This is a genomic window from Kitasatospora sp. NPDC022856, assembly GCF_055561235.1.
Genome location: NZ_JBVHHE010000003.1, coordinates 82,127 through 106,194 on the forward strand (window position 1 = coordinate 82,127; position 24,068 = coordinate 106,194).

A 24,068-nucleotide genomic window follows, 5' to 3' on the forward strand; every position below is an offset into this window, starting at 1 on the left:
CCTTACCGACGATCGGATCGTAGGACCGGTGCTGGGGGGTGGCGAACGGCCCGGCCGCGGGCGTGCGGGCGGGGCGGGCCAAGGGGAGTGACGGTTCTTCGGGTCGGGCTCCGGCGCCGGCCGCCCGTCCACCTGGGTTGACCGGAATCACTCCTTCGGCGGCAACCCGGACACCAGTGCGTCAGCCCGCCGGAGCGGCCGTTCGGAGCCGCTCCGGCGGCCTTCCGCTCAGGACTTCCCGACCGGGGCGAGCGAGACCAGCACCAGCTTGGTCGAGGTGCCCGTCGGCTGGGGCTTCCAGCCGCCCTCGGACTTGGACTTGCGCCAGACCTTCCCGTCGTAGGCGATCGTCTCGATGCCCAGCTGCTGGGCCTGCGTCACCGCCCAGTGCGCCACCTCCCAGCCGTTCTGCCGCTCGGCGTCCGGGCCGGCGTCGGTGCTCGCCGCCGGGTCCGGGGTCAGCGAGACGGCCTGCTCGGCGCCCTTGACGGTCGAGGTGTAGCCGGCCGCCGGCGTCACCGTCCGGCCGAACTCGCGGCGCACCCGGTCGCTCAGCACCTGCACCCGGTCGGGCAGCGGGGCCGCGGCGGCCGGGGCCGCGGGGGAGCCGGTGGCGGTCGGCGCGGTGTCGTCCGGCTCCGGCTCGGGCGCGGCGAAGTCGTGCACCACGCAGTTCAGCGCGCCCGCCTCGCGGCCGGTCAGCGCCGAGGCGAGCAGCGTCGCCTTGGTCTCGTGCTTGGCGTAGGCCTGCGGGTAGCCGCTCTTCTGCACCTGTTGGGCCGCGTCGGTCAGCGGCAGCCGGGTGTAGCCGGGGACCTTGACCAGGCCGTCCAGGAACTTGTTGGTCGCGTAGACCGGGTCCATGATCTGTTCCACGGTGCCCCAGCCCTGCGAGGGACGCTGCTGGAAGAGGCCGACCGAGTCCCGGTCGCCGCCCGCCAGGTTGCGGATCTTGGACTCCTGCATCGCGGTGGCCAGCGAGATGGTCACCGCGCGGTCCGGCAGTCCGCGCGAGTGCGCCACGGCGGCGATCGTCGCGGCGTTGGCCGCCTGCGGGATCTCCAGGGTGCCCTCGCCCGAGGCCGTCTTGACCGTGCAGCCCTCGGGCGTCAGCTTGGTGTCGCGCAGCCAGTACAGGCCGACCGCGACCACCACGAGCGCCAGCAGGACGACCAGCACCGCGCGCAACGGCCTGCGCCGCCGTCGGGGCGCCGTGTCGCCGCCCTGCTCGCCGCGCCTCTTCCTGGCCACCGCCGCCCCTCTCCACGCTGTTCCTGATCGCACACCGTACCCACTCGGACGGATGTGCGGCGCCACCGGTTGCGATCCGCCGCACGGGGCGGCCGGTCGCCCACGACTAGGCTGAAGGACCATGAGCAGCTCTGAGACGCCCCTGGACCTCACCCTCGACGGCGGTGCGCTGACCGCCCGGCTCGTCGACTTCCCCTCGGTCAGCGGCGACGAGCAGGCGCTCGCCGACGCCGTCGAGGCGGCGCTGCGGGCCTACCCGCACCTGACCGTGGACCGGTACGGCAACAACGTGGTGGCCCGTACCGGCCTGGGCCGCGCCGAGCGCGTGCTGCTCGCCGGCCACCTGGACACCGTGCCGATCGCCGACAACGTGCCCTCCTACGTCGAGGGCGACCTGCTCTACGGGTGCGGCACCTCCGACATGAAGTCCGGGGTGGCCGTCCAGCTCCGGCTGGCCGCCACCCTGGCCGAGCCCAACCGGGACCTCACCTTCGTCTTCTACGACTGCGAGGAGGTGGAGGCCCACCGCAACGGCCTCGGCCACCTCGCCGCCCGGCACCCGGACTGGCTGGCCGCCGACTTCGCCGTGCTGATGGAGCCCAGCGGGGCCGCCGTCGAGGGCGGTTGCCAGGGCACCATGCGGATCCAGGTCCGGCTGACCGGGGTGCGCGCCCACGCGGCCCGCGGCTGGCTCGGCGACAACGCCATCCACCACGCCGCCGAGGTGCTCGGCCGGCTCGCCGGGTACGAGCCGCGCCGGGTGGAGATCGACGGCCTGGAGTACCGCGAGGGCCTGAACGCCGTCCGGATCGACGGCGGCGTGGCCGGCAACGTCATCCCCGACGAGTGCGTGGTGACGGTCAACTTCCGCTTCGCGCCGGACCGTAGCGAGGCGGAGGCCGAGAAGCACCTGCGCGAGGTCTTCGACGGCTTCGAGGTGACCGTCACCGACTCCGCCCCCGGCGCCCTCCCAGGGCTCGACCAGCCGGCCGCCCGGGCCTTCCTGGCCGCCACCGGCGGCGTCGCCCGGGCCAAGTTCGGCTGGACCGACGTCGCCCGGTTCAGCGCCTTCGGCATCCCGGCGGTCAACTACGGCCCGGGCGACCCGAACATGGCGCACAAGCGGGACGAGTACTGCTCGCTCGCCGCGATCGCCGAGACCGAGGAGCGACTGCGCACCTGGCTGACCGACTGAGCCGGCGCGGCCGGCCGGACGGTCCGCCGCCGGCCGGCGCGGCCGTCCGGACCAGCAGGTCCGTCGTCGAACGCCATCTTCCGGTTGCCCAACCGACCTCTCACCGTTGCCTGAAAACCGGGATCGTCGGGCGTAGGGTTTCGTCATGACAGGCACTGGAGACGAGAAGCACTACGGACACGGGCCCGAGCAGGTGGGCGAGCCGCGCCCGAAGAAGGCGTGGCCCGAGAAGCAGAAGGGCCCGGTGCTGGTGCGCCGGGACCAGGTCGGCACCAGCACGACGGACCAGCGCCTGCTGGACACCACCGGCCCGACGGACTGGCTGCACACCGACCCCTGGCGGGTGCTGCGGATCACCTCGGAGTTCGTCGAGGGCTTCGGCGCGCTGGCCGAACTCCCGGCCGCGATCAGCGTCTTCGGCTCCGCCCGGACGCCGGTCGACTCCCCCGAGTACGCGGCGGGCGTGGCGATCGGCCGGGCGCTGGCGGAGGCCGGCTACGCGGTGATCACCGGCGGCGGCCCGGGCGCGATGGAGGCGGCCAACCGCGGCGCCTCGGACGCCGGCGGCCTGAGCGTGGGCCTCGGCATCGAGCTGCCCTTCGAGCAGGGGCTCAACGAGTTCGTCGACCTCGGGCTGAACTTCCGCTACTTCTTCGTCCGCAAGACGATGTTCGTGAAGTACGCGCAGGGCTTCGTGGTGCTGCCCGGCGGCCTCGGCACGCTGGACGAGATGTTCGAGGCGCTGACCCTGGTGCAGACGAAGAAGGTCACCCGGTTCCCGGTGATCCTCTTCGGCAGCGAGTACTGGGGCGGCCTCTACGAGTGGCTGAAGAACACCCTGGTCGCGCAGGGCAAGGCGGCCCCGCACGACCTGGAGCTGTTCCACATCACCGACGACATCGACGAGGTCATGAAGATCCTCGCCGACGCCCGCCGCCCGGCGAACGAGATCTGAGGGCCGCGGGAGCCGAAGGAGGGGGCGCCCTACGCCAGCCCCCGGCGGGCGACCGCCGGGGGGCGGGTGCCCCGGATCGAGGCGACCATGTCCAGCACCTGCCGGGTCTCGGCCACCTGGTGCGCCCGGTAGATCCGGGCGCCCAGCCAGGCCGAGACCGCCGTGGTCGCCAGCGTGCCGAGCAGCCGCTCGTTCACCGGCCGGTCCAGGGTCTCGCCGACGAAGTCCTTGTTGGAGAGCGAGACCAGCACCGGGAAGCCGGTCGCGGTCATCTCCGGCAGCCGGCGGGTCGCCTCCAGCGAGTGCCGGGTGTTCTTCCCGAAGTCGTGCCCCGGGTCGATGACCACCGCGTCCCGCCGCACGCCCAGCTCCACCGCCCGCTCGGCCAGGCCGACCGTCACCCGCAGGATGTCCGCCATCACGTCCGGGTAGCCGGTGCGGTGCGGCCGGGTCCGCGGTTCGGCGCCGCCCGCGTGGGTGCAGACCAGGCCGGCGTCGTACCGGGCGGCCACCTCGGCCAGCTTCGGATCGACCCCGCCCCAGGCGTCGTTGAGCAGGTCCGCGCCCACCTCGCAGACCGCCTCGCCGACCTCGTGGCGCCAGGTGTCCACGCTGATCACGGCCTCCGGGTGGCGCTTGCGCAGCTCCGCCACGAACGGCACGGTGCGCCGCAGTTCCTCCTCGACGGTCACCTCGTCGCCCGGTCCGGCCTTCACCCCGCCGATGTCCAGGATCGCGGCGCCCTCGGCCATCGCGCGGTCGGCGGCGGCGAACGCGGCCTCGTCCGCGAAGGTGGCGCCCTTGTCGAAGAACGAGTCCGGAGTGCGGTTGACGATGGCCATGATCACCAGCTCGTCGTCACCGAATTCCCGTGGTCCCAGGCGCAGTGCCACCGATGTCTCCTCCACAGCTGCTCCGGGTGCGATGATGGCCCCCGGCCTATCGGGAACCATGCTGTCATGATCGTGAGCCGGGCACTGTTGTCAGCGCCGGCAGGGAAGTCGGGAGGACCGCTCGTGTTCTGGGTGATCGTGGTGGCGATGGCCGTCGTGGTCGGAGGCGCCGCGTTGGTGGCGCTCGGCGGGGGCGGCTCACTGCCGGAGGCGGTGCAGGACCGGATCGCCGCCCGGCTGCCGCAGGACCGTCCGCTGAGCCGGGACGACGTGGACGGCATCCGGCTGCCGATGGCCGTGCGCGGCTACCGGATGGACGAGGTGGACGACGTCCTGGACCGTCTCGGTGCCGAACTCGCCTACCGGGACTCGCGGATCGCCGAGCTGGAGGCCGCCGGCGCGGTCCGCGGCGCCGTCGAGGCCACCGGCCCGGACGCCGGGGCCGAACCGCTGCCCGGGCTGGAGGAGTTCGCGCAGGTGGTGGAGCCCGTCAGCACGCTGACCAAGGGCCCGGAGGGTGCGAAGCCGGCGGCGGACCAGTGACCGAGGCCGGTGCGGCGCTCGGTGCGGACGGCCTGCGCCGCTGCGGCTGGGGCGACTCGGCGGACGACTACCGGCTCTACCACGACACCGAGTGGGGCCGCCCGGTCCACGGCGACGACGCGCTGTTCGAGCGGGTCTGCCTGGAGGCCTTCCAGTCCGGCCTCTCCTGGATCACCATCCTGCGCCGCCGCGAGGGCTTCCGGGCCGCGTTCGAGGGCTTCGCGATCGACAAGGTCGCCGAGTTCGGCCCCGCGGACGTCGAGCGGCTGCTCGGCGACGCGGGCATCATCCGCAACCGGGCCAAGATCGAGGCGTCGATCGCCAACGCGAAGGTCGCCCGCGACCTCGACGGCGGCCTGGACGCGCTGATCTGGCAGTACGCCGGTGCGCCGGACCGGCCGGCCCCCCGCACCCTGGCGGAGGTCCCGGCCGTCACGCCCGAGTCGACGGCGCTGGCGAAGGCGCTCAAGAAGGCGGGCTTCCGCTTCGTCGGCCCGACCACCGCGTACGCGCTGATGCAGGCCTGCGGCCTGGTCGACGACCACCTGGCGGACTGCCACGTCCGGAGCGCCCTGCGGGCCGTCTAGGCCCTCCCGGGCCCCGGGAGGACCCCGCCGGACCCCGCCCGGGCCCGCACGGCCCGGGCGGTGCCCCGCCGGGCCTCAGCGGCCCAGGTACGTCGGCTTCTCCTTGGCGATGAACGCGCGGACCGCGATCCGGTGGTCCTCGCTGTCGCCGGCCAGGGTCTGCAGCTCGTCCTCCTTGTCGAGCAGCTCGTCCAGGGAGTGCGAGGCGCCGTACGCGAGCGACTCCTTGATGGCGCCGTACGCGACCGTCGGGCCCTCGGCCAGCTCCTTGGCGAAGACCCGGGCGGTGGCGGCCAGCTCGGCGGCCGGGACGACCTTGGTGGCCAGGCCCAGCTCCATCGCCTCGGTGGCCTTCACCGTGCGCGGCAGCATCAGCAGCTCGGTGGCCTTGGCGTGCCCGACCAGCCGGGGCAGCGTCCAGGAGGCACCCGAGTCGGCGGTCAGGGCGATCCCGGCGAAGGCCGTGTTGAAGCCGGCCGTGTCCGCGACGATCCGGAAGTCGCAGGCGAAGGCCAGCGAGGCGCCCGCGCCCGCCGCGACGCCGCCGACCGCCGCCACCGTCGGCTTGCGCATCCCCGCCAGCGCCCGCACCAGCGGGTTGTAGTGCTCGGAGACGGTCTTCAGCGCGCCCTCACCGGTCTCCTCGGCCCGCTTGAGCAGGCCCAGGTGCTCCTTGAGGTCCTGCCCGACGCAGAACGCCCGCTCACCGGCGCCGGTGAGCAGCACCGCCCGCACCGCCCGGTCCTCGGCGGCGGCGGTCATGGTGTCGCGCAGGGCCACCTTGGTGGCGGTGTCCAGCGCGTTCATCGCCCCGGGGCGGTTGATGGTGATGACGGCGAGGCCGCCGTCCAGCTCGTACAGCACGGAATCGGACATGGGCGAGGGGCTCCCTTGCGATCGGCACAGCTCGGTCGTGTGTCAGGATGCCGGAGCGTGCGGCCGGGTGGGGAGTGTGAGGTATCGCACCTTTCGGCGGCGCGCCGACCGCCGCCGCGCCGGGGCTTATGGCAGGAAATGTGGTGCTTGGAGCCGGTCCGGCCGTGGTTGCGCCGAGAGTGATGTTGGTCATCAGGCCGTGGCATGCGGGATAATGGCTTCCGATCAATGCGTTCGATACCGGCGGTGGACGGACTGCCGGTGCGTAGCTGAGCGGTTGCAGGAAGGGGAACGAGCATGGCGGCCATGAAGCCGCGGACGGGTGACGGCCCGCTCGAAGTCACCAAAGAGGGGCGGGGCATCATCATGCGCGTTCCGCTCGAAGGCGGCGGACGCCTTGTGGTGGAGCTCACGCCTGACGAGGCCGACGCCCTGGGCGAGGCTCTGAAGAAGGCCTGCGGCTGACCGCAGCGGGTGCTCCCCATCTCCTGGAGATGTGCCGCCGGGCCCGGGTACGACACTACGTCGGCCCGGGCTCTGTGGTTCCCGGGCGGCGTGGTTCCCGGGCGGGGTGGTTTCCGGCGGCCGCCGTCGGGGCGCCGTCGGGGCCCCGGCCCGGTCAGCGCTTCACGGCGCAGAGCAGCCCGTCCGACACCGGCAGCAGCGCCGGCAGCAGGGCCTCGCTCTCCCGGACGTCCCGGACCAGGTCGCGCACCGCGTGCGTCTGCGGGTCCTGCTGGTCCGGCTCGGCCAGCCGGCCCTCCTGGAAGACGCCCTCGAAGCAGACCATCCCGCCCGGCCGCAGCAGCCGCAGCGACTCCGCCAGGTACTCCCGGGACTCCGCCGGGTCCCCGTCGCAGAAGACCAGGTCGTACTGGCCGTCCGCGAGCCGCGGCAGCACGTCCAGGGCCCGGCCCGGTATGAAGCGGGACCGGTTCGCCGCGAACCCGGCCGCGTGGTACGCCTCCCGGGCCAGCTGCTGGCGCACCGGTTCGGTGTCGACGGTGGTGAGCACCCCGTCCGGGCGCATCCCGCGCAGCAGGTAGACGCCGGAGACGCCCGTCCCGGTGCCGATCTCGGCCACCGCCTTGGCGTCCAGGGCGGCCGCCAGCAGCCGCAGACAGGCCCCGCCGCCCGGTCCGATCGCCCTGATACCGGTGCGCGCGGACTGTGCCCGGGCGTAGGTGAGCACCGCGTCCTCGCCGACGAAGGTGTCGGAGAGGGCCACGCGCGCGGGCCCGAACTCGCTGATGGCTGCCTCTTTCGGAGCCCCGGGCGATGGCCCGGTGCCGAGCGGAAGTCGATATTTCCTGGCACAGATTACTGGCCGACCGGGAACCGCGTACGGCGGCGGGCCGTTGCTGAGGAAGGGACCGGTCGACGGATACCCCCGCGATACCCCCCGGGCACTTTTATCCGGGCTTGACGGGCGAGGTGGATATGGTGGTGGCCCTGCTGGGCAGAAGAGCCAACCGAGGAGGTGTGGCCGAGGGCGACGTCCCTGTGCGGCGGCACTCCCGCGGCACCGCGTCAGCCCGTACGCCGAAGCCCGTGATGAACCAGTCTGCGCACTCCACCCTGGACCAGCCGGTCGCCGCGACGCCGGCCGCCGGTACCACCGAGGCACCCGCCGCCCTCGCGAGCTTCGCCGAGGGTCCCGACGCGCAGACCTGGACTCCGCCCTCCTGGGAGGAGATCGTCGAGGCGCACAGCGCCCGCGTCTACCGACTCGCCTACCGCCTGACGGGGAATCAGCACGACGCCGAGGACCTCACCCAGGAGGTCTTCGTCCGGGTGTTCCGTTCGTTGTCGACCTACACCCCCGGCACGTTCGAGGGCTGGTTGCACCGGATCACCACCAACCTGTTCCTGGACATGGTCCGCCGGCGCCAGCGGATCCGCTTCGACGCGCTCGGCGACGACGCGGCCGAGCGCCTGGCCAGCCGCGAGCCCAGCCCGGCCCAGCACTTCAGCGACACCCACTTCGACGCCGACGTCCAGCAGGCGCTGGACACCCTCGCCCCGGAGTTCCGCGCCGCCGTGGTGCTCTGCGACATCGAGGGCCTCTCCTACGAGGAGATCGCGGCGACGCTGGGCGTCAAGCTCGGCACCGTCCGCAGCCGGATCCACCGCGGCCGCTCGCACCTGCGCGCCGCGCTGAAGCACCGCGCCCCCGGCGCGGCCCCGGGCCGCGAGCGCCGGGGCGGCTCCGAGGAGCCGGTACCGGTGCCGGTCGGTGCCGCCGCGGGTGAGGCCACGGTCGCGCCGGGCGGGCGCGGACGGAGGCGATCGTGAGCGGAACCGGCCGGTCGGGACCGGGTCGGCCGGACGCTCCCGGCAAGGCCGCCGCCTGGCGCGGCGGCTGGCCCCAGCTGGGCCGGCGCGGCCACGAGGACGGCGCCGAGGACCCGCTGCCGCCCGTTCCGGCCCTGCCGGGTGAGGCATCGCTGCGCGCGGTCGCCCTCCGGCCCGCCGAACCCGCCGCCGAGGAGCACCACCTCGGGGAGCGGCTCTCCGCCTTCGTCGACGGCGAACTCGGCCACGACTCCCGCGACCGCGTCCAGGCCCATCTGGCGACCTGCCCGCAGTGCCTCGCCGAGGCCGACGAGGGCCGCGCCGTGAAGCACCTGCTGACCCGGACCGGCACCCCCGGCCCGTCCTCGGCGCTGATGTCCCGGCTGATGGCCGTCGGCACGCTCCAGGACGAGGACGCTCCCGCCGAGCGGCCGCGCCGGGACGACGACGACCTGCCCGGCGGCGGACTGCCCGCGGCCTGGGGGTCCCCCCGGCCGGAGACCGGCGGCACGCTCGGCGGCAGCCGGCTGAACGGCGGCTCCTTCGGCCGTGGCGCGGGCGCCTTCGGTGCGGGCGCGCTCGGCGCCGACGCACCGGTGCCCGGTGTCGACCCCCGCGCGTTCGGGCGCGGGAGCTCGGTGCTGCGCCCGCTGATGGGCCGGCGCTCCGGCCGTCCCGATGCCTCCGCGGTGCCGCGCCCGGCCGCGGCCGCCACCGGCCCGGTGGTGACCCGGCAGGCTCCGCCGCGCGGGCGCCGCTTCGTCTTCGCCGCCGCCGGGGCCTTCTCGGTCGCCGCGGTGACGCTGGGCGGGGTCGGTGGCTTCGCCGCGCAGAGCGACGATCAGCACGGCACCTCGGTGAGCCCGGCCGGCAACCCCGGCCGCGGCGGCGGGTACGCCCCGATGAAGGCCCAGGTCCCGGTGGACTTCCCGGTCCGCCCGGTGGCGGCCACCCGCAGCGCGACCCCGCAGCAGATCGTGCCGGACCGGCCGGACCGGACCCCGAGCTCGGGCCTCGCCGGGCTGCACCAGGAGAACCGGTAGCGCGGACCGGCCACCGCGGCCATGGCCATCGACGGCTCTTCACCACGGCTTCATCACACTGTGGGGTCCGGATCCGACGGTGGCCATTACGCTGTAGGAACCCGTTGTCCGACGAGCTGAGGGAGCTTAGGTGTTCAGCGACGTAGGCGGACTGGAGATCCTGACTCTGGTCATCATGGCCATCGTGATTTTCGGTCCGGACAAGCTGCCGAAGCTGATCCAGGACACCATGGGCTTCATCAAGAAGGTCCGCTCCTTCGCCGACTCGGCCAAGGAGGACATCCGCAGCGAGCTGGGCCCGGAGTTCAAGGACTTCGAGTTCGAGGACCTCCACCCCAAGACCTTCGTCCGCAAGCAGCTCATGGGCGGCCAGGACGACCCGCTGGGCCTCAAGGAGATGCGGAACAGCCTGGACATCCGCTCGGTGCTGGACGACAAGCCCGCCGCCGCCGTGAACGGCCACGGGCGCGCCGGCACGGTCAGCACGGACAAGTCCGCGGCGGTGGCCCCGGCCTCCGCCGGCGCCGCGCTCCAGCCCGGCGAGCGCCCTCCGTTCGACCCCGACGCCACCTGATCCCGCGTCGCTCCGACGACGCCACCGCCCCGCCCGGCCGCACGGCTGAGCGGGGCGGCGGCGTGTGCGCCGCTATTGTGCTGAATGTTCCCGCTGTGCCGTCGGTCACTTCCGGTCGGTTCCGGCCCGAAGGCACCCGGCGGGAACGCCGCGGTACGCCACCATGGGAGCGCACCACGGCAGGAGATCTGCGTTGAGGAGGCCCGGGATGGACGCGACGAGTCATGCGGTGGGGACGGCGACGGCCGACGGCCCGACGGTCGGCGGACAGGCCGGCCCGGCCGACCCACTGGTCCCCTACCTGTCGGCGGACTTCCCCTGGTACGGCCTGGACGACGGCTGGACCGGCCGCCGCTACCTGATCCAGGCCGGCGCCGGCGGCCCGCGCGGTGGCGCGCCCGGCAGCGTCGACTACGGCACCCTCGGCCACGGTGAGGAGCCGGCCCGGCAGTACGAGCCGCGGGACATGCGCAAGTTCGCCGTGGTCGTCACCGTGGCCCGCCGGGGCAGCCGCCGCAGCGCCGACAACACCGGCACGCTGGAGGCGACCTCGGCCTCCTCCGCCGCCTGGCTGGCCGGCTCCGGCCTGCTCGCCTCCACCTGGCCGGGCCAGCTGGACCGCACGCTGCGCCAGGACTGGCTGGACCAGCAGAGCACCCTCGCCTGGGACCTCGCAGACGACCTGGCCGGCCCCGGCTGGTCCACCCTCAGCCTCCCGGTGAACGGTCTGCCGCAGCCCTTCCGCTACCGCGAGTCCGAGTACGGCTGGGTCCTCGCGGGCGAGGCCCCCGGCGTCCTCCTCGGCGCCTACGGCCGCGGCGTCAGCGCCTACGGCACCGGCTTCTCCACCGTCCCCGACCTGACCGCCTACACCCGCCCGTAGCCCGCCCCGCCCCGGGACAGCGCGAAGGGCCGGGCGAACCGCCCGGCCCTTCGCGAGGATCAGAACTTGTTCTTCGGGGTGAGGCCGAGGGAGAGGCCGGAGAGGCCGCGCTGGCGGCCGCCGAGCTTGCCCGCGACGGCGCGCAGGGCGGCGCCGGCGGGGGAGTCGGGCGCGGCGAGCACGACCGGGCGGCCGTCGTCGCCGCCCTCGCGCAGCCGGACGTCGATCGGGATCGAGCCGAGCACCGGCACGTTGGCGCCGACGGTCCGGGTGAGCGCGTCCGCGACGATCTGGCCGCCGCCGGTGCCGAACACGTCGATCATCTCGTCGCAGTGCGGGCAGGGCATGCCGGACATGTTCTCGATCACGCCGACGATCTTCTGGTGCGTCTGCACCGCGATGGTGCCGGCCCGCTCGGCCACCTCGGCGGCGGCCATCTGCGGGGTGGTGACGATCAGGATCTCCGCGTTCGGGACCAGCTGCGCGACCGAGATCGCGATGTCGCCGGTGCCGGGCGGCAGGTCCAGCAGCAGGACGTCGAGGTCGCCCCAGTAGACGTCGGCCAGGAACTGCTGGAGCGCGCGGTGCAGCATCGGGCCGCGCCAGACCACCGGGGCGTTGCCGGGGGTGAACATGCCGATCGAGATGACCTTCACGCCGTTCGCCTGCGGCGGCATGATCATGTCCTGGACCTGGGTGGGCCGGCCCTCGACGCCCAGCATGCGCGGCACGCTGTGGCCGTAGATGTCGGCGTCCACCACGGCGACCTTCAGGCCGTCCGCGGCCATCGCGGCCGCGAGGTTCACCGTCACGGAGGACTTGCCGACGCCGCCCTTGCCGGAGGCGACCGCGTAGACCCGGGTCAGCGTGCCCGGCTTGGCGAACGGGATCTCGCGCTCCGGGGCGCCGCCGCGCAGCAGCTGGGAGAGCTCCTTGCGCTGCTCGTCGCTCATCACGTCGAGCTCGACCTCGACGCCGGTGACGCCGGGGACCGCGCCGACCGCGTCACGCACCCGGGTGACGATGGTGTCACGCATCGGGCAGCCGGAGACGGTGAGGTAGACCGCGACGCGGACCTCGCCGCTCTCGGCGATCTCGACCGATTTCACCATGCCGATCTCGGTGATCGGACGGTTGATCTCCGGGTCGTTCACGGTCGCCAGCGCCTGGCGTACGGACTCCTCCGTGACGCCGGCCGCGACCTCTGTCTCGTTGGCCATGCCTTGATGGTACGGCGCCGGGCGTACCGCTTAACCGGTCGGTAGCGTGCTGCCGGTCACAGCATCCCGGAACTCTCCCGGCGTTCGTCGATCTCCTTGAGCAGGGACTGCAGTTCGGAGCGGACCGCGCCCAGCTCCGAGGCGATGAAAGCCCGGGTGGCGACCTCGCCGAGGCCCTGGCGCAGGGCCGCCACCTCCCGGGTCAGGTACTCGGTGTCGGCGATGTTCCGATCGCTGCGGGCGCGGTCCTGCTCCATGTTGACGCGGTCCCGGTCGTCCTGGCGGTTCTGCGCCAGCAGGATCAGCGGCGCCGCGTACGAGGCCTGCAGCGAGAGCATCAGGGTGAGGAAGATGAACGGGTAGTCGTCGAAGTGGACGGCGTCCGGCAGCACGGTGTTCCAGCCCACCCAGACGACCACGACGACGGTCATCCAGACGATGAACCGCCCGGTGCCCAGGAAGCGCGCGATCCGCTCGGAGAGCTTGCCGAAGGCCTCCGGGTCGTACGTCGGCAGGTTGATCAGGCCGGGCCGGGTGGTCCGCGGCTGGTCCAGCCGGGAGCGGGAGGCGACGCCGGTGGAGGGCTCGGCGCGGCGCTCGCGGGCGCCCTCCCGGGCGCGCAGTTCGCGCAGCTGGCGCAGTTGGCGCAGCTCGCCCTGGAGGCGCTGGCGGGGGGTGTCCTCCCGTCGGCCCTTGCGGTCAGCGTCCACCGGTCAGCACCTCTCGCTCGTCGTCCGGTCCGTGCAGGGCGGCCTCGCGCCAGTCCTCCGGCAGCAGGTGGTCGAGCACGTCGTCGACGGTCACCGCGCCGACCAGGTGGTCCGCCTCGTCGACCACCGGCGCGGCGACCATGTTGTACGTCGCCAGGTAGCTGGTGATCAGGGACAGCGGGGTGTCCGGCGGCAGCGGGTCGAGGTCGTCGTCCACCAGCGAGCCGACCAGGGTGTACGGGGGCTCGCGCAGCAGCCGCTGGAAGTGCACGGTGCCCAGGTACTTGCCGGTCGGCGTCTCGTTCGGCGGGCGGCAGACGAAGATCTGCGCGGCCAGCGCCGGCTTGTTGTCCGCGACCCGGACGCGGGCCAGCGCCTCGGCCACCGTGGCGTCCGGCTCCAGCACGATGGGCTCGGTGGTCATCAGACCGCCGGCGGTGTTCTCCTCGTACCGCAGCAGCCGGCGGACCGGATCGGCCTCGTCCGGTTCCATCAGCTGGAGCAGGCGCTCGGCCTCGTCGCCGGGCAGCTCGGAGAGCAGGTCGGCGGCGTCGTCCGGGTCCATCGCCTCCAGCACGTCGGCGGCGCGCTCGTCCTTCAGCTTGCCGATGATCTCGACCTGGTCGTCCTCGGGCAGCTCCTCCAGGACGTCCGCGAGCCGCTCGTCGTCGAGCGCGGCGGCCACCTCGGCGCGGCGCTTGGCGGAGAGGTGGTGCATGACGTTGGCGAGGTCGGCGGGGCGCAGCTGGTCGAAGGTGGCGAGCAGGTTGGCGGCGCCCTGGCCCTCCTCGGTGAGGCTGAAGCCGGTGACGTCCTGCCAGTCCAGGGTGAGCGACTCGCCCTTGGCCTTGCGCAGCCGGCCGACCCGGCCGACCTGGACGAAGACCTTGCTGATCTCCCACTCGCGCAGCCGGGTCTGCACCATCGCGACGTCCAGGACGGTGACGTCCTGACCGGTCTTGGTCCAGCTGACGGTGCGGTCCAGCAGCTCGCCGAGCACGAGGGTCTCGGACGGGCGCTGTTCGAAACGGCGCATGTTGATCACGCCGGTGGTGAGCACCTGGCCGGACTCCAGGCTGGTCACCCTGGTCATCGGCAGGAAGATCCGGCGCCGGCCGATCACCTCGACCACCAGACCGAGCACCCGGGGCGGCCGGCCGCCGAGGCGGAGCGTGACCACCACGTCGCGCACCCGGCCGACCTGGTCGCCGTTCGGGTCGAAGACGGCGACGCCGGAGAGGTGCGAGATGAAGACCCGGCTGCCTGCCCCTGCCATGGACTCCCTCGCTCGCTCGGCGCCCCCAGGAGCGCGCGGGCGCGGCCCGCGGCTTGTCGGACCAGCCCCAGGCTACCCGCGCGTCCCGCACCCGGCCCGACGAGCCACGGCGCCGATCCGGCCGTCCGGGGAGGGCTGAGCGGCGGCGCGGCGCGGGCTCAGCGCTTGCGGCGCTTGAACAGCAGCTTCGGGAGGCCGGCCGGTACGGGCTCGCGGGTGGTGGCCGAGGTGGGCAGCGGCGCGGTGGCGTGGGACTCGTCGGGCATGGCGCCCGGGTGTTCGGCGAGCAGGTCCCGCCCGGTGCCGGCCGGCTCCAGCCGGAGCACCCGGCACTCGCGGGCCCAGCGGTCGGCGATGGTGTCGGTGTCGGGCGCGTTCAGCCGCTTGCCCTTGAGCTCCTCGACGGCGCCCAGCCAGGCCTCGCCGTGCGGCTCCGGCTCGACGACGCGGGCCGTCCAGCCGGTGAGCCGGCCGCCCTTGTCCTTGCTGCGGACGGTCACCACCGCGCCGGCCCCGGCGGTCAGGCCGTGCAGCGGCTGCTCGGCGCCGTCACCGACCACGACCACCGCGCCGTCGTGCCAGGCGTGCCAGAGCGGGCGGCTGTGCTCCTGGCCGTCCGCGCGCACCCAGAGCAGGCCGGACTTCTTCGCGGCCTCCTCCAGGAGGGCCTGGTCGAGGAAGTCGTCGGCGGTGGCGGCTGCGGCGGGCGTACGGTCCATGGCGGACAGCGTACGGCCTGGGCTGTCCACGGGGTGTCTCACCGGTCGGGCGACAGTTCCAAGACGGCCGCACGGGCCTTACCTTAGGAGCCGCCCGACTCCCACCCCGAGCCCGAGGAGCACCGTGCCGACCCGGCCCGAGACCGCAGCCCCCGCCACCGTGTCCGGCCCCGCCGCGCCGCCGCCGCACCCGCTCCCCAGGCTGGACCTGCTGCTGCTCGCCGTCTCGGTCTCCGGCATCTCGCTCTCCGCGCCGCTGATCAGCGCCACCGCCGCGCCCGCCCTGGCGATCGCGTTCTGGCGCAACGTCATGTCGGTCGGCGTGCTGGGTCCGTACGCGCTGCTGCGGCACCGGGCCGAGCTGCGCGGGATCGGCCGCCGGGCACTGCTCCTGGCGGCGGCGGCCGGCGCGCTGCTCGCCGTGCACTTCGCGCTCTGGATGCCGAGCCTGCGGATGACCTCGGTGGCCTCGGCGACCGCGCTGGTGACCACCACGCCGCTCTGGACCATCCTGCTGATGCGCCTCGGCGGGGTGCGGGCGCCCCGCGCCGTGTGGATCGGCATGACGGTGGCGTTCGCCGGTGTGCTGGTGCTCACCGGGGTCGACCTCACGCTCTCGCCGCGGGCCCTGCTGGGCGACGCGCTGGCGCTGGGCGCGGGCCTCGCCGCGGCCGGGTACATGCTGCTGGGGGCCGAGGTCCGCCGGACCGTCAGCACCACCGCGTACACCCTGGTCTGCTACGCCACCACGGCGGCCGTCCTGCTGGTGGTCTGCCTGGTGGCCGGGACGCCGATGGCCGGCTGGCCGGCCGGCGCCTGGTGGCAGATCGTGCTGCTGATGGTCACCGCCCAGCTGCTCGGCCACTCGCTCAGCAACCGGGTGGTGCGCACCCTCGGCCCGTCCGTCACCTCCACCGCCATCCTGCTGGAGACCCCGGGCGCCGCGCTGATCGCGGCGCTCTGGCTCGGCCAGTGGCCCCCGGTGGCCGCCTACCCGGCGGTGGTGCTGATCCTGCTGGGCCTGGTCCTGGTCGCCCGGGGCGGCCGGCGGTGACGGCCGGCTACAGCCAGCCGTTGCGGCGGAAGCCCCGGTACATCCCGATGCAGATCAGGACGACGCTGCCGAGCACCATCGGGTAGCCGTACTCGTGGTGCAGCTCCGGCATGTAGTCGAAGTTCATGCCGTAGACGCCGGTGATCATGGTGGGCACGGCGAAGATCGCCGCCCAGGCGGTGATCTTGCGCATGTCCTCGTTCTGCGCGACCGACACCTGGGCCAGGTTGGCCTGGAGCAGCGAGTTCAGCAGTTCGTCGAAGCCGTGCACCTGCTCGGTGACCCGGGCGAGGTGGTCGGCGACATCCCGGAAGTACTTCTGGATGTCCGGGTCGACCAGCCGCTGGAGCGGCTCGGAGAGCTGCTGCATGGGCCGCAGCAGCGGTGTCACGGCGCGCTTGAACTCCAGGACCTCGCGCTTGAGCTGGTAGACCCGGCCGACGTCGGTGCCCCGGCCGCCCTTGTTGGAGAAGACGTCGAACTCGATCTCGTCGACGTCCGTCTGGAGCCGGTCGGCGACCAGCAGGTAGTTGTCCACCACGTGGTCGGCGATGGCGTGCAGCACCGCGGAGGGGCCCTTGGCCAGCAGCCCGGAACCGTCCGCGTCGGCCTCCAGCCGGTGCCGCAGCTCCTGCAGCGAACTGTGCCCGCCGTGCCGGACGGTGATGACGAAGTCCCGCCCGGCGAAGACCATCAGCTCGCCGGTCTCGACCACCTCGCTGGTCGGGGTGAGCTGGTCGTGCTCGACGTAGCGGATCGTCTTGAAGACGGCGAACAGCACGTCGTCGTACCGCTCGACCTTGGGCCGCTGGTGCGCGTGGACGGCGTCCTCGACCGCCAGCGGGTGCAGGCCGAAGCGCTGCGCGATGCCCTCGAACTCGGCCTCGGTCGGCTCGTGCAGTCCGATCCAGCTGAACGATGCCGCGCCGTCCGGCAGTTGCTGCGATGCCTTCACCCGGCGGGCCGCCTCGCGCGGGCTGCAGCTCTCGCCGTGCCGCTTGCCGGACTGGTACACCGCGCAGTCCACCACCGCGGAGGCGGACTGGCCCGGGTGGATCGAGTCGAACAGGCCGCTCGCGGACCGGCGGCGGTTGGTGCGGACGGCTGCGCGCAGGCTGTTGATCATCGACATGGCAGGCTCCCTGGGCAGGAGCCGCCGCACGGCGGCACGGTGGCGGATGGCCGTGGTGCGACGGCATGGAACACCGGTGGAATGACGCCTGCGGTCGGTCCTCGGCCTTGCTGGGGCTCGCGCTGGAACGACCGGACGCCGGTGAGGGTGCTCTCCCGGCCGGGGCCGACTTCGCCTGGGTCCGTCTCGAGGAACGCGGCTGCCGATCGGCTACTGGTGCCGCTGTTTCAGCCTGCGAGGCGAGGGGTACGGGGAAGGCGTCCGGGCCGGGTAGAGCTGCCGGTACTGCATGGTCGGCTGGTATCCACCGCAACCACCTCCTTCACGCCGCTGCCCCGGAGAGAGGATCCCCGGTGGCCAGTCGCTCACACTAACATCTGACCGGGCATCGTCGCTGCGACGTTCTCCCGGTGGTCCTGCCGGCTCCGCGGCCGCACCGGTTACGCTCACCGGCATGGCGCACGACTTCCCGCTCTTCGGTGACCCCTCCGGCGGCTCCCACGACCCGGCCGGCCTCTCCCGGGAGGCCGTGCTGGCCGCCGTCGAGGCCCGGCTGCTGACCACCTTCGGCGAGCCGAGCGGCCGCGCCGCGGTCACCTTCCTCGGCGCGGACCGGATCGAGGTGCTGCGCTTCGGTCCGGACGCCGAGGGGCTGGTCCGCTACGCCACGCTCGGGATGGCCGCCGCGCCGATGGCGGACCCGACCGCGCCGGTCGCCGACCAGGTCCGCGGCCCCCGCGCCGAACTGCTGCTGACGATCCGTGGGGCCCGCGACACCGTGCTCCGCACCCTGGCCACCTTCGCCGCGACGCCGCAGGTGGAGGGCCTGGTGCTGGCCCCCGGCGGCTCGCTGGACCTCGGCTCTCCGCTCTGGGACGGCGCGCCGTTCACCTCGGTGCTGCCCGCCGAACCGGGCGGTCTGGTGCCCGACCTGGAGCTCGACGAGCCGGCCGACCCGGTGCGCTTCCTCCCGCTGCTGCCGATGACGCCCAACGAGGCCGGCTGGAAGCGGGTGCACGGCGCGGCCGCGCTGGAGGAGCGCTGGCTGAAGCACGGCACCGATCTGCGCGACGCCGACCGCCGCGGGGTGCCGCTGGACTGACGCCCGGTCACCGGGGTCCGCAGGGCCGGCGCCCGCCGCAGCGGGGGCGCGCGTCCCCGCCGGGCCCGGCGGTGTGCTCCCGTACGCCCGCGCGTCCGGCCCGGGTGGGCTCAGCCCTCGATCGGCTTCGCGCCGGTGGCCTGGGCCAGCAGCGCCTCGTAGACGCCGGGGTCGGTGGTGTGCTCGCCGAGCCGGACGCTCTTGCGGGTGCCGTGGTAGTCGCTGGAACCGGTGGTCAGTAGGCCGAGGTCGGCGGCCAGTCCGCGCAGCCGGGCCCTGGTGGGCTCGTCGTGGTCGATGTGGTCGACCTCCAGCGCGGCGAGCCCGGCCGCCGCGAGGTCCGCGATCACCTGGTCGGAGACGGTCCGCCCGCGCTTGACCGCGCCCGGGTGGGCGAAGACCGGCACCCCGCCCGCCGCGCGGACCAGCCGGACGGCCTCGGCCGGGTCGGTCTCGTGCTTGCGGACGTCCGCCCGGCCGCCGTTGGCCAGCCATTGCGGGGTGAAGGCGTCGGAGACGGTGGCCACCACCCCCGCCTCGACCAGCGCGCTGGCGATGTGCGGCCGGCCGACCGAGCCGGTCCCGGCGATCCGCTGGACCTGCTCCCAGCTTATGTCGGCGCCCAGCGCGCGGCAGCGCTCGACGACGGCCCGCCCGCGGCGGAACCGGTCGGTGCGCACCAGCTCGCGCTCGCCGGCGAAGGCCGGTTCGGCCGGGTCGAAGAGGTAGGCCAGCAGGTGCAGGCTGATGCCGTCCACCGCGCAGGACAGCTCGGCGCCCGGGACGAGGCTCAGCCGGGTGCCGGAGGGCAGCGCGCGGACCGCCTCGGCGGCCTCGGCGTGGCCGGCCACCGTGTCGTGATCGGTGAGCGCCACCACGTCCAGGCCCGCGGCGGCGGCCGCCGCGACCAGCTCGGCCGGGCTGTCGGTGCCGTCGGACGCGTTGCTGTGGGCGTGCAGGTCGATGCGCACGGGGTCGGCTCCTGGGGTGGGCGGCGGGTGCCGCCCAGGATAGTGCGGGCGCCCGGCGGGCCGTCAGCCCAGCAGCTGGGGGGAGAGCGCGCCGCAGGGCAGCAGGCCCAGCTCGGCGCCGGCCTCGCGCAGATCCGTGAGGACGAGCTCGTCGTACATCACCAGGGCGGACTGCTCGGGCCAGGCGACCGCCCAGAGCCAGAGGCCGCGGGCCTCGCCGACGAACACCGCGCGATCGGCGGGCGCGTCCGGGACGTGGAACATCGGGGTGGGCCGCCCGGCCGCCATCAGCTTGGCGTCGGCGGGCTTGTAGAGCGAGACGGACTCGCCCGGGTCCGGCCCGGACAGGCCCGCGTACCGGGCGCCGAGCCCCACGCCCAGCTCCTCGGCGACCAGCACCAGCTCTCCGAAGCCGCCCAGCGGCGCCGGTCCGGAGCAGGCGACCGCGGTGGCCCGGGCGCCCGAGACGTCGTCGCCGACGTGCGCGATGCCGGTGTAGAGCCAGCCGACCGGGAGCGGCCAGGGCAGCCAGACGGGGACCTGGGAACGGGCGACGGCCACGCCGAGCGCCTCCACGCTCGGGGGCAGCACGGGCTGCATCGGGTGCACCGCTCCGTGCCGGTCGCACTGCCAGGTGTCTGAGAACAGACCGGGGGCGCGGACCCGACCGGCGCACCTCGGGCAGCTAGGCTCGCCCCTCATAGCCGACAACGCTCCTCCCTCCGGACCGCCGCGTCAAGGACGATCACCCGTACGGAGGGCGCGGCGGTACCTGTCGGTGCGGACACCCGTTCGGCGCCGGGCGGGCGCGCTGCGGGCGGTTCCCGCTAGGGAATGTCCAGCGGCGGCCGGTGGCAAACGTCGGTGCCGCTCCGGGTGGGCCGGGCCGGACGCACTGACGCCCCGTCAACGGCGATCGCGGCGACGGGGCGTCAGTCGGGTATCGGAACGTCGGGATCGGACGCTCCCGGCTCTTCGGCGGCGGGTGAGGGCTCCCGGTCGGAGGCGCCGCGCTGGGTCAGACGGTCGGGCACGGACGGATGAGCAGGCGCTCGCCGGTGCGGGCGGCGGCCTGGACGAGTTCGCGGACGGTCTCGGCGTCGGCGATCACGCGGTCGGTGGCGGTGCCGTGGGCGTCGTCCAGCCGGACGATCTCGAAGCGCATGGGCCTCTCCTTCTCTTGCCCCGTCGGGCGGGGCGGTCGTGGCTGAGTGGGTATCAGCCCTTTCGCGGTCTGTCGGATCGAACGGTCGACGGTCTGCTGAGGCAAAGGGGCTCCCCCTGCTTGCCAAGTGCGTCTGGTACCTCGTGAACCACTGTCTCGTGGTGCTGCTACCGGGCCGTTGCCCGTCCGTAAAGCCCGGGTTTCGGCGGATTGTCGCCAGCGTCGACCCCGACGATGATTCCCGGACAGAATCAAATATTACCGCAACTAACGACTTTTGTCGTGGGACTTCCCGGGGCGGGGCGCCGGCGCCCCACCCCGGGGTGGTCCGGGCTCAGCCCCAGAAGGCCAGCAGGGCCTCGGCCGTGGCCTCCGGCCGTTCGGCGTTGGGGGAGTGGCCGGCGTCCTCGATCACCACGCGGCGGGCGCCCAGCCGCTCGGCCATCCGGGTCTGCTCCGGCACCGGCCAGGCGTAGTCCCGGACCCCGGAGAGCACCAGGGCGGGCAGCGCGGCCGCGGTCGCGGCCAGCTCGTCCACCCGGTCGGGCGCGGCGATCAGATGGGCGCCGGTGGTGGCGAGCGCCTGCGGCACGTTGGCCACCCAGCGGCGGTGCAGGAACTCCGCGACCTCGGGGGCGGGGCGGCGGGCCCGGTCGCCGCCGGTCTGCTCCGCCTGCCGCTCCATCTGCTGGAGCACCTGCCAGATCTCCTCCAGGCTCATCGACGGCAGCACGCCGATCAGCAGCTTGGTCCGCTCCGCCTCGGCGGGCTCGATCGAGGCGGGCCCGGTGGACATCAAAGTCAGTGAACTCCACGGCAGCGGACCGTCGGCGGCCGCCGCCAGGACGGCCTCCCGGGCCACCTGGCCGCCGAAGGAGTGGCCGAGCAGGTGGAGTGGCGCGTCGCCCTCGGCGAGCACCTCGGAGAGCGCCCGGACGTCCGCCCCCAGGGCGTCGACCGCGTAGGCGGCCGGATCGTCGGGGCCGCCGCTCTCGTACTGGCCGCGCTGGTCGACCGCGGTCACCCGGTAGCCGGCCGCGGCGAGCGGCTCCAGGAGCGCGATGAAGTCCTCCTTGCTGCCGGTGAACCCGGGCACGAGCAGGGCCGTCCCGCGGACCGCGCCGGCCGGCTCCGCCCGCAGCGCGGCGAACTCCCCGCGCGCCGTCGGCACCCGCAGGGCGCGCGCGCAGCGGGGGAGGGTGAGGAACGGCGGCGTGCTCATGGGCGATCTCCTGCGTGCGCGGGTGCGGTGCGGTGCGGCGGGGCGACTGGCGCCGGTGACGCCGAGCGTAGCCGGGTGGAAACGCCGCAGGGGGCGACGCCGCCCGGTGGCCGGACGGGGTCGCCCCCTGCGCTTGGTGCGTGACCGGATCAGCTCTCCGGGGCCGCCTCGGGGGCGGCAACCGCCGGGCGGCGGGTGCGGGCCCGACGACGCGGGGCCGCGGCCTCGGCCGGGGCGTCCGCGCCGGCCTCGGGGGCCGCGGCGGCCTCGGCGACCGGCTCGGCCGTCGTCGCCTTGGCCCGCGAACGGGTCCGCTTCACGGCCGGCTTCCCCTCGGACTTCTCCGCGGTCTGCACGGCGGCGGCCGGAGCGGCGGCCTCGGCGACCGCGGCGGGCGCCTCGGTCACCGCGTCGACGGCGGTCTCGCCGGCGGCGGCGCGGGGACGGCGACGGCGGCGGCGCGGGGCCGCGCCCTCGCCCTCGGCGCCCTCGACGGCCGGAGCCGCCGGGGCGTCGACCGCGGCGAGGGCCTCGGTGGTCGCGTCGAGCACGGCGTCACCCTCGACCGTGGAACCGCCGCGGGTGCGACGGCGCTCGCGGGCCCGGCGGGCGGGCTTCTCCTCGGCGGCCTCGGCGACGGGGGCGGCGCCCCGGCCGCCACCGGTCCGGCCGCCCTTGGGGGCGCGACCGGGCGCCGAGCGGGCCCCGCGACCGCCGGTCTCGCCGAGGTCCTCGACCTCCTCGGCGCCCAGCCCGGCCCGGGTCCGCTCCGAACGCGGCAGCACACCGGTGGTGCCCTTGGCGATCTTCAGCAGCTCGAACAGGTGCGGCGAGGTGGAGTAGGTCTCCTCCGGCGCGTTGAACGACAGGTCCAGCGCCTTGTTGATCAGCTGCCAGCGCGGGATGTCGTCCCAGTCGACCAGGGTGACGGCGGTGCCGGAGGCGCCGGCGCGGCCGGTCCGGCCGATCCGGTGCAGGTAGGTCTTCTCGTCCTCGGGGCACTGGTAGTTGACGACGTGCGTCACGCCCTCGACGTCGATGCCGCGGGCCGCGACGTCGGTGCAGACCAGGACGTCGACCTTGCCGTTGCGGAAGGCCCGCAGGGCCTGCTCGCGGGCGCCCTGGCCGAGGTCGCCGTGGACGGCGCCGGCCGCGAAGCCGCGCTGGGTCAGCTGGTCCGCGACGTCGGCCGCGGTGCGCTTGGTGCGGCAGAAGATCATCGCCAGCCCGCGGCCGTCGGCCTGCAGGATGCGCGAGACGAGCTCGACCTTGTCCAGCGAGTGCGCACGGAAGATGTGCTGCTCGGTGTTGGCCACGGTGGTGCCCGTGTCGTCCGGCGCGGCGGCGCGGATGTGGGTCGGCTGGTTCATGTACCGGCGGGCGAGGCTGATGACCTGGCCCGGCATGGTGGCCGAGAACAGCAGCGTCTGCCGCTTGGCCGGCAGCATGGTCAGGATCTTCTCGACGTCGGGCAGGAAGCCCAGGTCGAGCATCTCGTCGGCCTCGTCCAGGACGAGCGAGCGGACCCGCGAGAGGTCCAGCTTCTTCTGCCCGGCCAGGTCCAGCAGGCGGCCCGGGGTGCCGACCACGATGTCGACGCCCTTCTTGAGCGCCTCGACCTGCGGCTCGTAGGCCCGGCCGCCGTAGACGGCGAGCACGCGCACGTTGCGGACCTTGCCGGCGGTCTGCAGGTCGTTGGTGACCTGGGTGCAGAGCTCGCGGGTCGGGACGACGATCAGCGCCTGCGGGGCCTCGTGGAGCTGCTCCTCGGTGCCCCGGCCGGCGTCGACGTCGGCCCGGACGACGACCCGCTCGATCAGCGGGAGGCCGAAACCGAGGGTCTTGCCGGTGCCGGTCTTGGCCTGGCCGATGACGTCGTGGCCGGTCAGCGCGACCGGGAGGGTCATCTCCTGGATGGGGAAGGGGTGGATGATGCCGACGGCCTCCAGGGCCTCGGCGGTCTCCGGGAGGATCCCCAGGTCCCGGAAGGTGGTCTTGACGGGTTCAGCGTTGGTGGACAGGGTGCTGCCTCTTCCGTGTGGAGGGGCCGAGAACGAGCGGCGGGCGGGCAGCCGCGCTGCTGCGTACGGGCCTGGACGGCCCTGGTACAGCTGCGTGGACGCACAACCGCGCCGGTCCCTGCGGCCGGCCGGTCCGCGGGGCCCGGTGAGGGGCGCGGTCACGGCGGCGTCGGGGAGGATTCCCTTGAGGGACCTGCGCGGGACCTTGCGCCGTGCGGCGCGGTCTCGGCGGCCCTCGCTCGGCCACTGATGCGGTGCCAAGGCTTGAAGTCCAAGCCATGGTCGGAGCCGATCGGCTCTCCGACCGGGCATCCGCGTACGTGAGTGCCCGGCTTCCGGATGCGGGCACGTCCTGCCGGACGGTGCCGCTACGAAGCGGGC

General features: G+C 74.2%; 25 protein-coding genes. 11 read left to right on the top strand and 14 right to left on the bottom strand.

Annotated features, from left to right (window positions below; genetic code table 11):
• Positions 1-228 precede the first annotated feature (228 nt).
• Positions 229-1,251 (bottom strand): VldE C-terminal domain-containing protein, encoded by a 1,023-nt coding sequence (locus ACZ34W_RS05305; RefSeq protein ID WP_359834936.1) that lies wholly within the window; start codon positions 1,249-1,251, stop codon positions 229-231.
• Positions 1,252-1,372: 121 nt separating this feature from the next.
• Here ACZ34W_RS05305 and dapE point away from each other — a divergent pair, with 121 nt between their 5' ends.
• Positions 1,373-2,446 carry a succinyl-diaminopimelate desuccinylase gene (gene dapE, locus ACZ34W_RS05310; protein ID WP_465601978.1) on the top strand — a complete coding sequence of 358 codons (1,074 nt, stop codon included), beginning with the start codon at positions 1,373-1,375 and terminating at the stop codon, positions 2,444-2,446.
• A gap of 145 nt (positions 2,447-2,591) precedes the next feature.
• Positions 2,592-3,401 (top strand): LOG family protein, encoded by an 810-nt coding sequence (locus ACZ34W_RS05315; RefSeq protein WP_329489467.1) that lies wholly within the window; start codon positions 2,592-2,594, stop codon positions 3,399-3,401.
• A 29-nt stretch (positions 3,402-3,430) separates the two neighbouring features.
• Here ACZ34W_RS05315 and folP read toward each other — a convergent pair whose 3' ends face one another.
• On the bottom strand, positions 3,431-4,243 hold the full coding sequence (folP, locus tag ACZ34W_RS05320; protein WP_329492232.1) for a dihydropteroate synthase: 813 nt from the start codon (positions 4,241-4,243) through the stop codon (positions 3,431-3,433).
• 174 nt (positions 4,244-4,417) lie between these two features.
• Here folP and ACZ34W_RS05325 point away from each other — a divergent pair, with 174 nt between their 5' ends.
• Both ACZ34W_RS05325 and ACZ34W_RS05330 read left to right on the top strand, forming a co-directional pair.
• Positions 4,418-4,837 (top strand): DivIVA domain-containing protein, encoded by a 420-nt coding sequence (locus tag ACZ34W_RS05325; protein WP_352295877.1) that lies wholly within the window; start codon positions 4,418-4,420, stop codon positions 4,835-4,837.
• Entirely contained in the window at positions 4,834-5,424 is a 591-nt protein-coding gene (locus ACZ34W_RS05330; protein ID WP_329489469.1) for a DNA-3-methyladenine glycosylase I, read from the top strand. Before ACZ34W_RS05325 ends, ACZ34W_RS05330 begins: the two co-directional genes overlap by 4 nt.
• Positions 5,425-5,499: 75 nt before the next feature.
• Here the strand turns inward: ACZ34W_RS05330 and ACZ34W_RS05335 are convergent, their stop codons facing one another.
• On the bottom strand, positions 5,500-6,300 hold the full coding sequence (locus ACZ34W_RS05335; protein ID WP_329489470.1) for an enoyl-CoA hydratase-related protein: 801 nt from the start codon (positions 6,298-6,300) through the stop codon (positions 5,500-5,502).
• A 297-nt stretch (positions 6,301-6,597) separates the two neighbouring features.
• On the opposite strand from ACZ34W_RS05335, the gene ACZ34W_RS05340 reads away from it, so the two are divergent.
• Positions 6,598-6,765: a DUF3117 domain-containing protein gene (locus ACZ34W_RS05340; RefSeq protein ID WP_014137929.1), complete on the top strand. Its 168-nt coding sequence runs from the start codon at positions 6,598-6,600 to the stop codon at positions 6,763-6,765.
• 154 nt (positions 6,766-6,919) lie between these two features.
• Here ACZ34W_RS05340 and ACZ34W_RS05345 read toward each other — a convergent pair whose 3' ends face one another.
• Positions 6,920-7,528, bottom strand: coding sequence for an O-methyltransferase (locus ACZ34W_RS05345; RefSeq protein WP_329489471.1), 609 nt, complete (start codon positions 7,526-7,528; stop codon positions 6,920-6,922).
• 326 nt (positions 7,529-7,854) lie between these two features.
• On the opposite strand from ACZ34W_RS05345, the gene sigE reads away from it, so the two are divergent.
• From sigE to ACZ34W_RS05365, 4 genes are all read left to right on the top strand, one after another.
• Positions 7,855-8,595 carry an RNA polymerase sigma factor SigE gene (gene sigE / locus ACZ34W_RS05350; protein ID WP_380388406.1) on the top strand — a complete coding sequence of 247 codons (741 nt, stop codon included), beginning with the start codon at positions 7,855-7,857 and terminating at the stop codon, positions 8,593-8,595.
• Positions 8,592-9,638, top strand: coding sequence for an anti-sigma factor (locus ACZ34W_RS05355; RefSeq protein WP_465601982.1), 1,047 nt, complete (start codon positions 8,592-8,594; stop codon positions 9,636-9,638). The genes sigE and ACZ34W_RS05355 overlap by 4 nt, the downstream gene beginning before the upstream one ends.
• 130 nt (positions 9,639-9,768) lie before the next feature.
• Complete coding sequence (locus ACZ34W_RS05360; protein ID WP_465601984.1) at positions 9,769-10,212, top strand: sec-independent translocase; 444 nt, start codon at positions 9,769-9,771, stop codon at positions 10,210-10,212.
• Positions 10,213-10,420: 208 nt separating this feature from the next.
• A complete protein-coding gene (locus ACZ34W_RS05365) occupies positions 10,421-11,095 on the top strand; it encodes a hypothetical protein (protein WP_329489474.1) in 675 nt (224 codons plus the stop codon).
• 59 nt (positions 11,096-11,154) lie between these two features.
• Here the strand turns inward: ACZ34W_RS05365 and ACZ34W_RS05370 are convergent, their stop codons facing one another.
• The 4 genes from ACZ34W_RS05370 to ACZ34W_RS05385 all read right to left on the bottom strand — a co-directional run bounded on the left by ACZ34W_RS05370 (position 11,155) and on the right by ACZ34W_RS05385 (position 15,020).
• Positions 11,155-12,315 carry an Mrp/NBP35 family ATP-binding protein gene (locus ACZ34W_RS05370; protein WP_329489475.1) on the bottom strand — a complete coding sequence of 387 codons (1,161 nt, stop codon included), beginning with the start codon at positions 12,313-12,315 and terminating at the stop codon, positions 11,155-11,157.
• Positions 12,316-12,371: 56 nt separating this feature from the next.
• Complete coding sequence (locus tag ACZ34W_RS05375; protein ID WP_442906950.1) at positions 12,372-12,965, bottom strand: DUF1003 domain-containing protein; 594 nt, start codon at positions 12,963-12,965, stop codon at positions 12,372-12,374.
• A gap of 49 nt (positions 12,966-13,014) precedes the next feature.
• On the bottom strand, positions 13,015-14,301 hold the full coding sequence (locus ACZ34W_RS05380; protein WP_329489476.1) for a magnesium transporter MgtE N-terminal domain-containing protein: 1,287 nt from the start codon (positions 14,299-14,301) through the stop codon (positions 13,015-13,017).
• 158 nt (positions 14,302-14,459) lie between these two features.
• Positions 14,460-15,020 (bottom strand): pyridoxamine 5'-phosphate oxidase family protein, encoded by a 561-nt coding sequence (locus ACZ34W_RS05385; RefSeq protein WP_329489477.1) that lies wholly within the window; start codon positions 15,018-15,020, stop codon positions 14,460-14,462.
• A gap of 124 nt (positions 15,021-15,144) precedes the next feature.
• Here ACZ34W_RS05385 and ACZ34W_RS05390 point away from each other — a divergent pair, with 124 nt between their 5' ends.
• Positions 15,145-16,074 carry a DMT family transporter gene (locus ACZ34W_RS05390; RefSeq protein WP_465601988.1) on the top strand — a complete coding sequence of 310 codons (930 nt, stop codon included), beginning with the start codon at positions 15,145-15,147 and terminating at the stop codon, positions 16,072-16,074.
• Between the two features lie 7 nt (positions 16,075-16,081).
• On the opposite strand, the gene corA is transcribed toward ACZ34W_RS05390, so the two are convergent.
• Positions 16,082-17,206, bottom strand: a complete 1,125-nt coding sequence (gene corA, locus ACZ34W_RS05395) for a magnesium/cobalt transporter CorA (protein ID WP_329489478.1) — start codon at positions 17,204-17,206, stop codon at positions 16,082-16,084.
• A gap of 454 nt (positions 17,207-17,660) precedes the next feature.
• On the opposite strand from corA, the gene ACZ34W_RS05400 reads away from it, so the two are divergent.
• Positions 17,661-18,308: a suppressor of fused domain protein gene (locus ACZ34W_RS05400; RefSeq protein ID WP_465601990.1), complete on the top strand. Its 648-nt coding sequence runs from the start codon at positions 17,661-17,663 to the stop codon at positions 18,306-18,308.
• A gap of 110 nt (positions 18,309-18,418) precedes the next feature.
• Here the strand turns inward: ACZ34W_RS05400 and ACZ34W_RS05405 are convergent, their stop codons facing one another.
• The 5 genes from ACZ34W_RS05405 to ACZ34W_RS05425 form a co-directional block, all read right to left on the bottom strand.
• Positions 18,419-19,279: a PHP domain-containing protein gene (locus ACZ34W_RS05405; protein ID WP_396488352.1), complete on the bottom strand. Its 861-nt coding sequence runs from the start codon at positions 19,277-19,279 to the stop codon at positions 18,419-18,421.
• Positions 19,280-19,342: 63 nt separating this feature from the next.
• Positions 19,343-19,981, bottom strand: a complete 639-nt coding sequence (locus ACZ34W_RS05410) for a DUF6758 family protein (RefSeq protein WP_329489481.1) — start codon at positions 19,979-19,981, stop codon at positions 19,343-19,345.
• Positions 19,982-20,297: 316 nt separating this feature from the next.
• Entirely contained in the window at positions 20,298-20,444 is a 147-nt protein-coding gene (locus tag ACZ34W_RS05415) for a hypothetical protein (RefSeq protein ID WP_329489482.1), read from the bottom strand.
• A 334-nt stretch (positions 20,445-20,778) separates the two neighbouring features.
• Entirely contained in the window at positions 20,779-21,666 is an 888-nt protein-coding gene (locus ACZ34W_RS05420; protein WP_329489483.1) for an alpha/beta fold hydrolase, read from the bottom strand.
• A 149-nt stretch (positions 21,667-21,815) separates the two neighbouring features.
• Positions 21,816-23,948 (bottom strand): DEAD/DEAH box helicase, encoded by a 2,133-nt coding sequence (locus ACZ34W_RS05425; protein WP_465601994.1) that lies wholly within the window; start codon positions 23,946-23,948, stop codon positions 21,816-21,818.
• Between the last annotated feature and the right edge of the window lie 120 nt (positions 23,949-24,068).

What these genes read in the sequence shown, in the direction of transcription:
- dapE (WP_465601978.1), top strand. Translation starts at nt 1,373, where the DNA reads ATGAGCAGCTCTGAGACGCCCCTGGACCTCACCCTCGACGGCGGTGCG.
- ACZ34W_RS05315 (WP_329489467.1), top strand. Translation starts at nt 2,592, where the DNA reads ATGACAGGCACTGGAGACGAGAAGCACTACGGACACGGGCCCGAGCAG.
- folP (WP_329492232.1), bottom strand. Translation starts at nt 4,243, where the DNA reads ATGGCCATCGTCAACCGCACTCCGGACTCGTTCTTCGACAAGGGCGCC.
- ACZ34W_RS05335 (WP_329489470.1), bottom strand. Translation starts at nt 6,300, where the DNA reads ATGTCCGATTCCGTGCTGTACGAGCTGGACGGCGGCCTCGCCGTCATC.
- ACZ34W_RS05340 (WP_014137929.1), top strand. Translation starts at nt 6,598, where the DNA reads ATGGCGGCCATGAAGCCGCGGACGGGTGACGGCCCGCTCGAAGTCACC.
- sigE (WP_380388406.1), top strand. Translation starts at nt 7,855, where the DNA reads ATGAACCAGTCTGCGCACTCCACCCTGGACCAGCCGGTCGCCGCGACG.
- ACZ34W_RS05365 (WP_329489474.1), top strand. Translation starts at nt 10,421, where the DNA reads ATGGACGCGACGAGTCATGCGGTGGGGACGGCGACGGCCGACGGCCCG.
- ACZ34W_RS05370 (WP_329489475.1), bottom strand. Translation starts at nt 12,315, where the DNA reads ATGGCCAACGAGACAGAGGTCGCGGCCGGCGTCACGGAGGAGTCCGTA.
- ACZ34W_RS05380 (WP_329489476.1), bottom strand. Translation starts at nt 14,301, where the DNA reads ATGGCAGGGGCAGGCAGCCGGGTCTTCATCTCGCACCTCTCCGGCGTC.
- ACZ34W_RS05385 (WP_329489477.1), bottom strand. Translation starts at nt 15,020, where the DNA reads ATGGACCGTACGCCCGCCGCAGCCGCCACCGCCGACGACTTCCTCGAC.
- corA (WP_329489478.1), bottom strand. Translation starts at nt 17,206, where the DNA reads ATGTCGATGATCAACAGCCTGCGCGCAGCCGTCCGCACCAACCGCCGC.
- ACZ34W_RS05400 (WP_465601990.1), top strand. Translation starts at nt 17,661, where the DNA reads ATGGCGCACGACTTCCCGCTCTTCGGTGACCCCTCCGGCGGCTCCCAC.
- ACZ34W_RS05410 (WP_329489481.1), bottom strand. Translation starts at nt 19,981, where the DNA reads ATGAGGGGCGAGCCTAGCTGCCCGAGGTGCGCCGGTCGGGTCCGCGCC.
- ACZ34W_RS05415 (WP_329489482.1), bottom strand. Translation starts at nt 20,444, where the DNA reads ATGCGCTTCGAGATCGTCCGGCTGGACGACGCCCACGGCACCGCCACC.
- ACZ34W_RS05420 (WP_329489483.1), bottom strand. Translation starts at nt 21,666, where the DNA reads ATGAGCACGCCGCCGTTCCTCACCCTCCCCCGCTGCGCGCGCGCCCTG.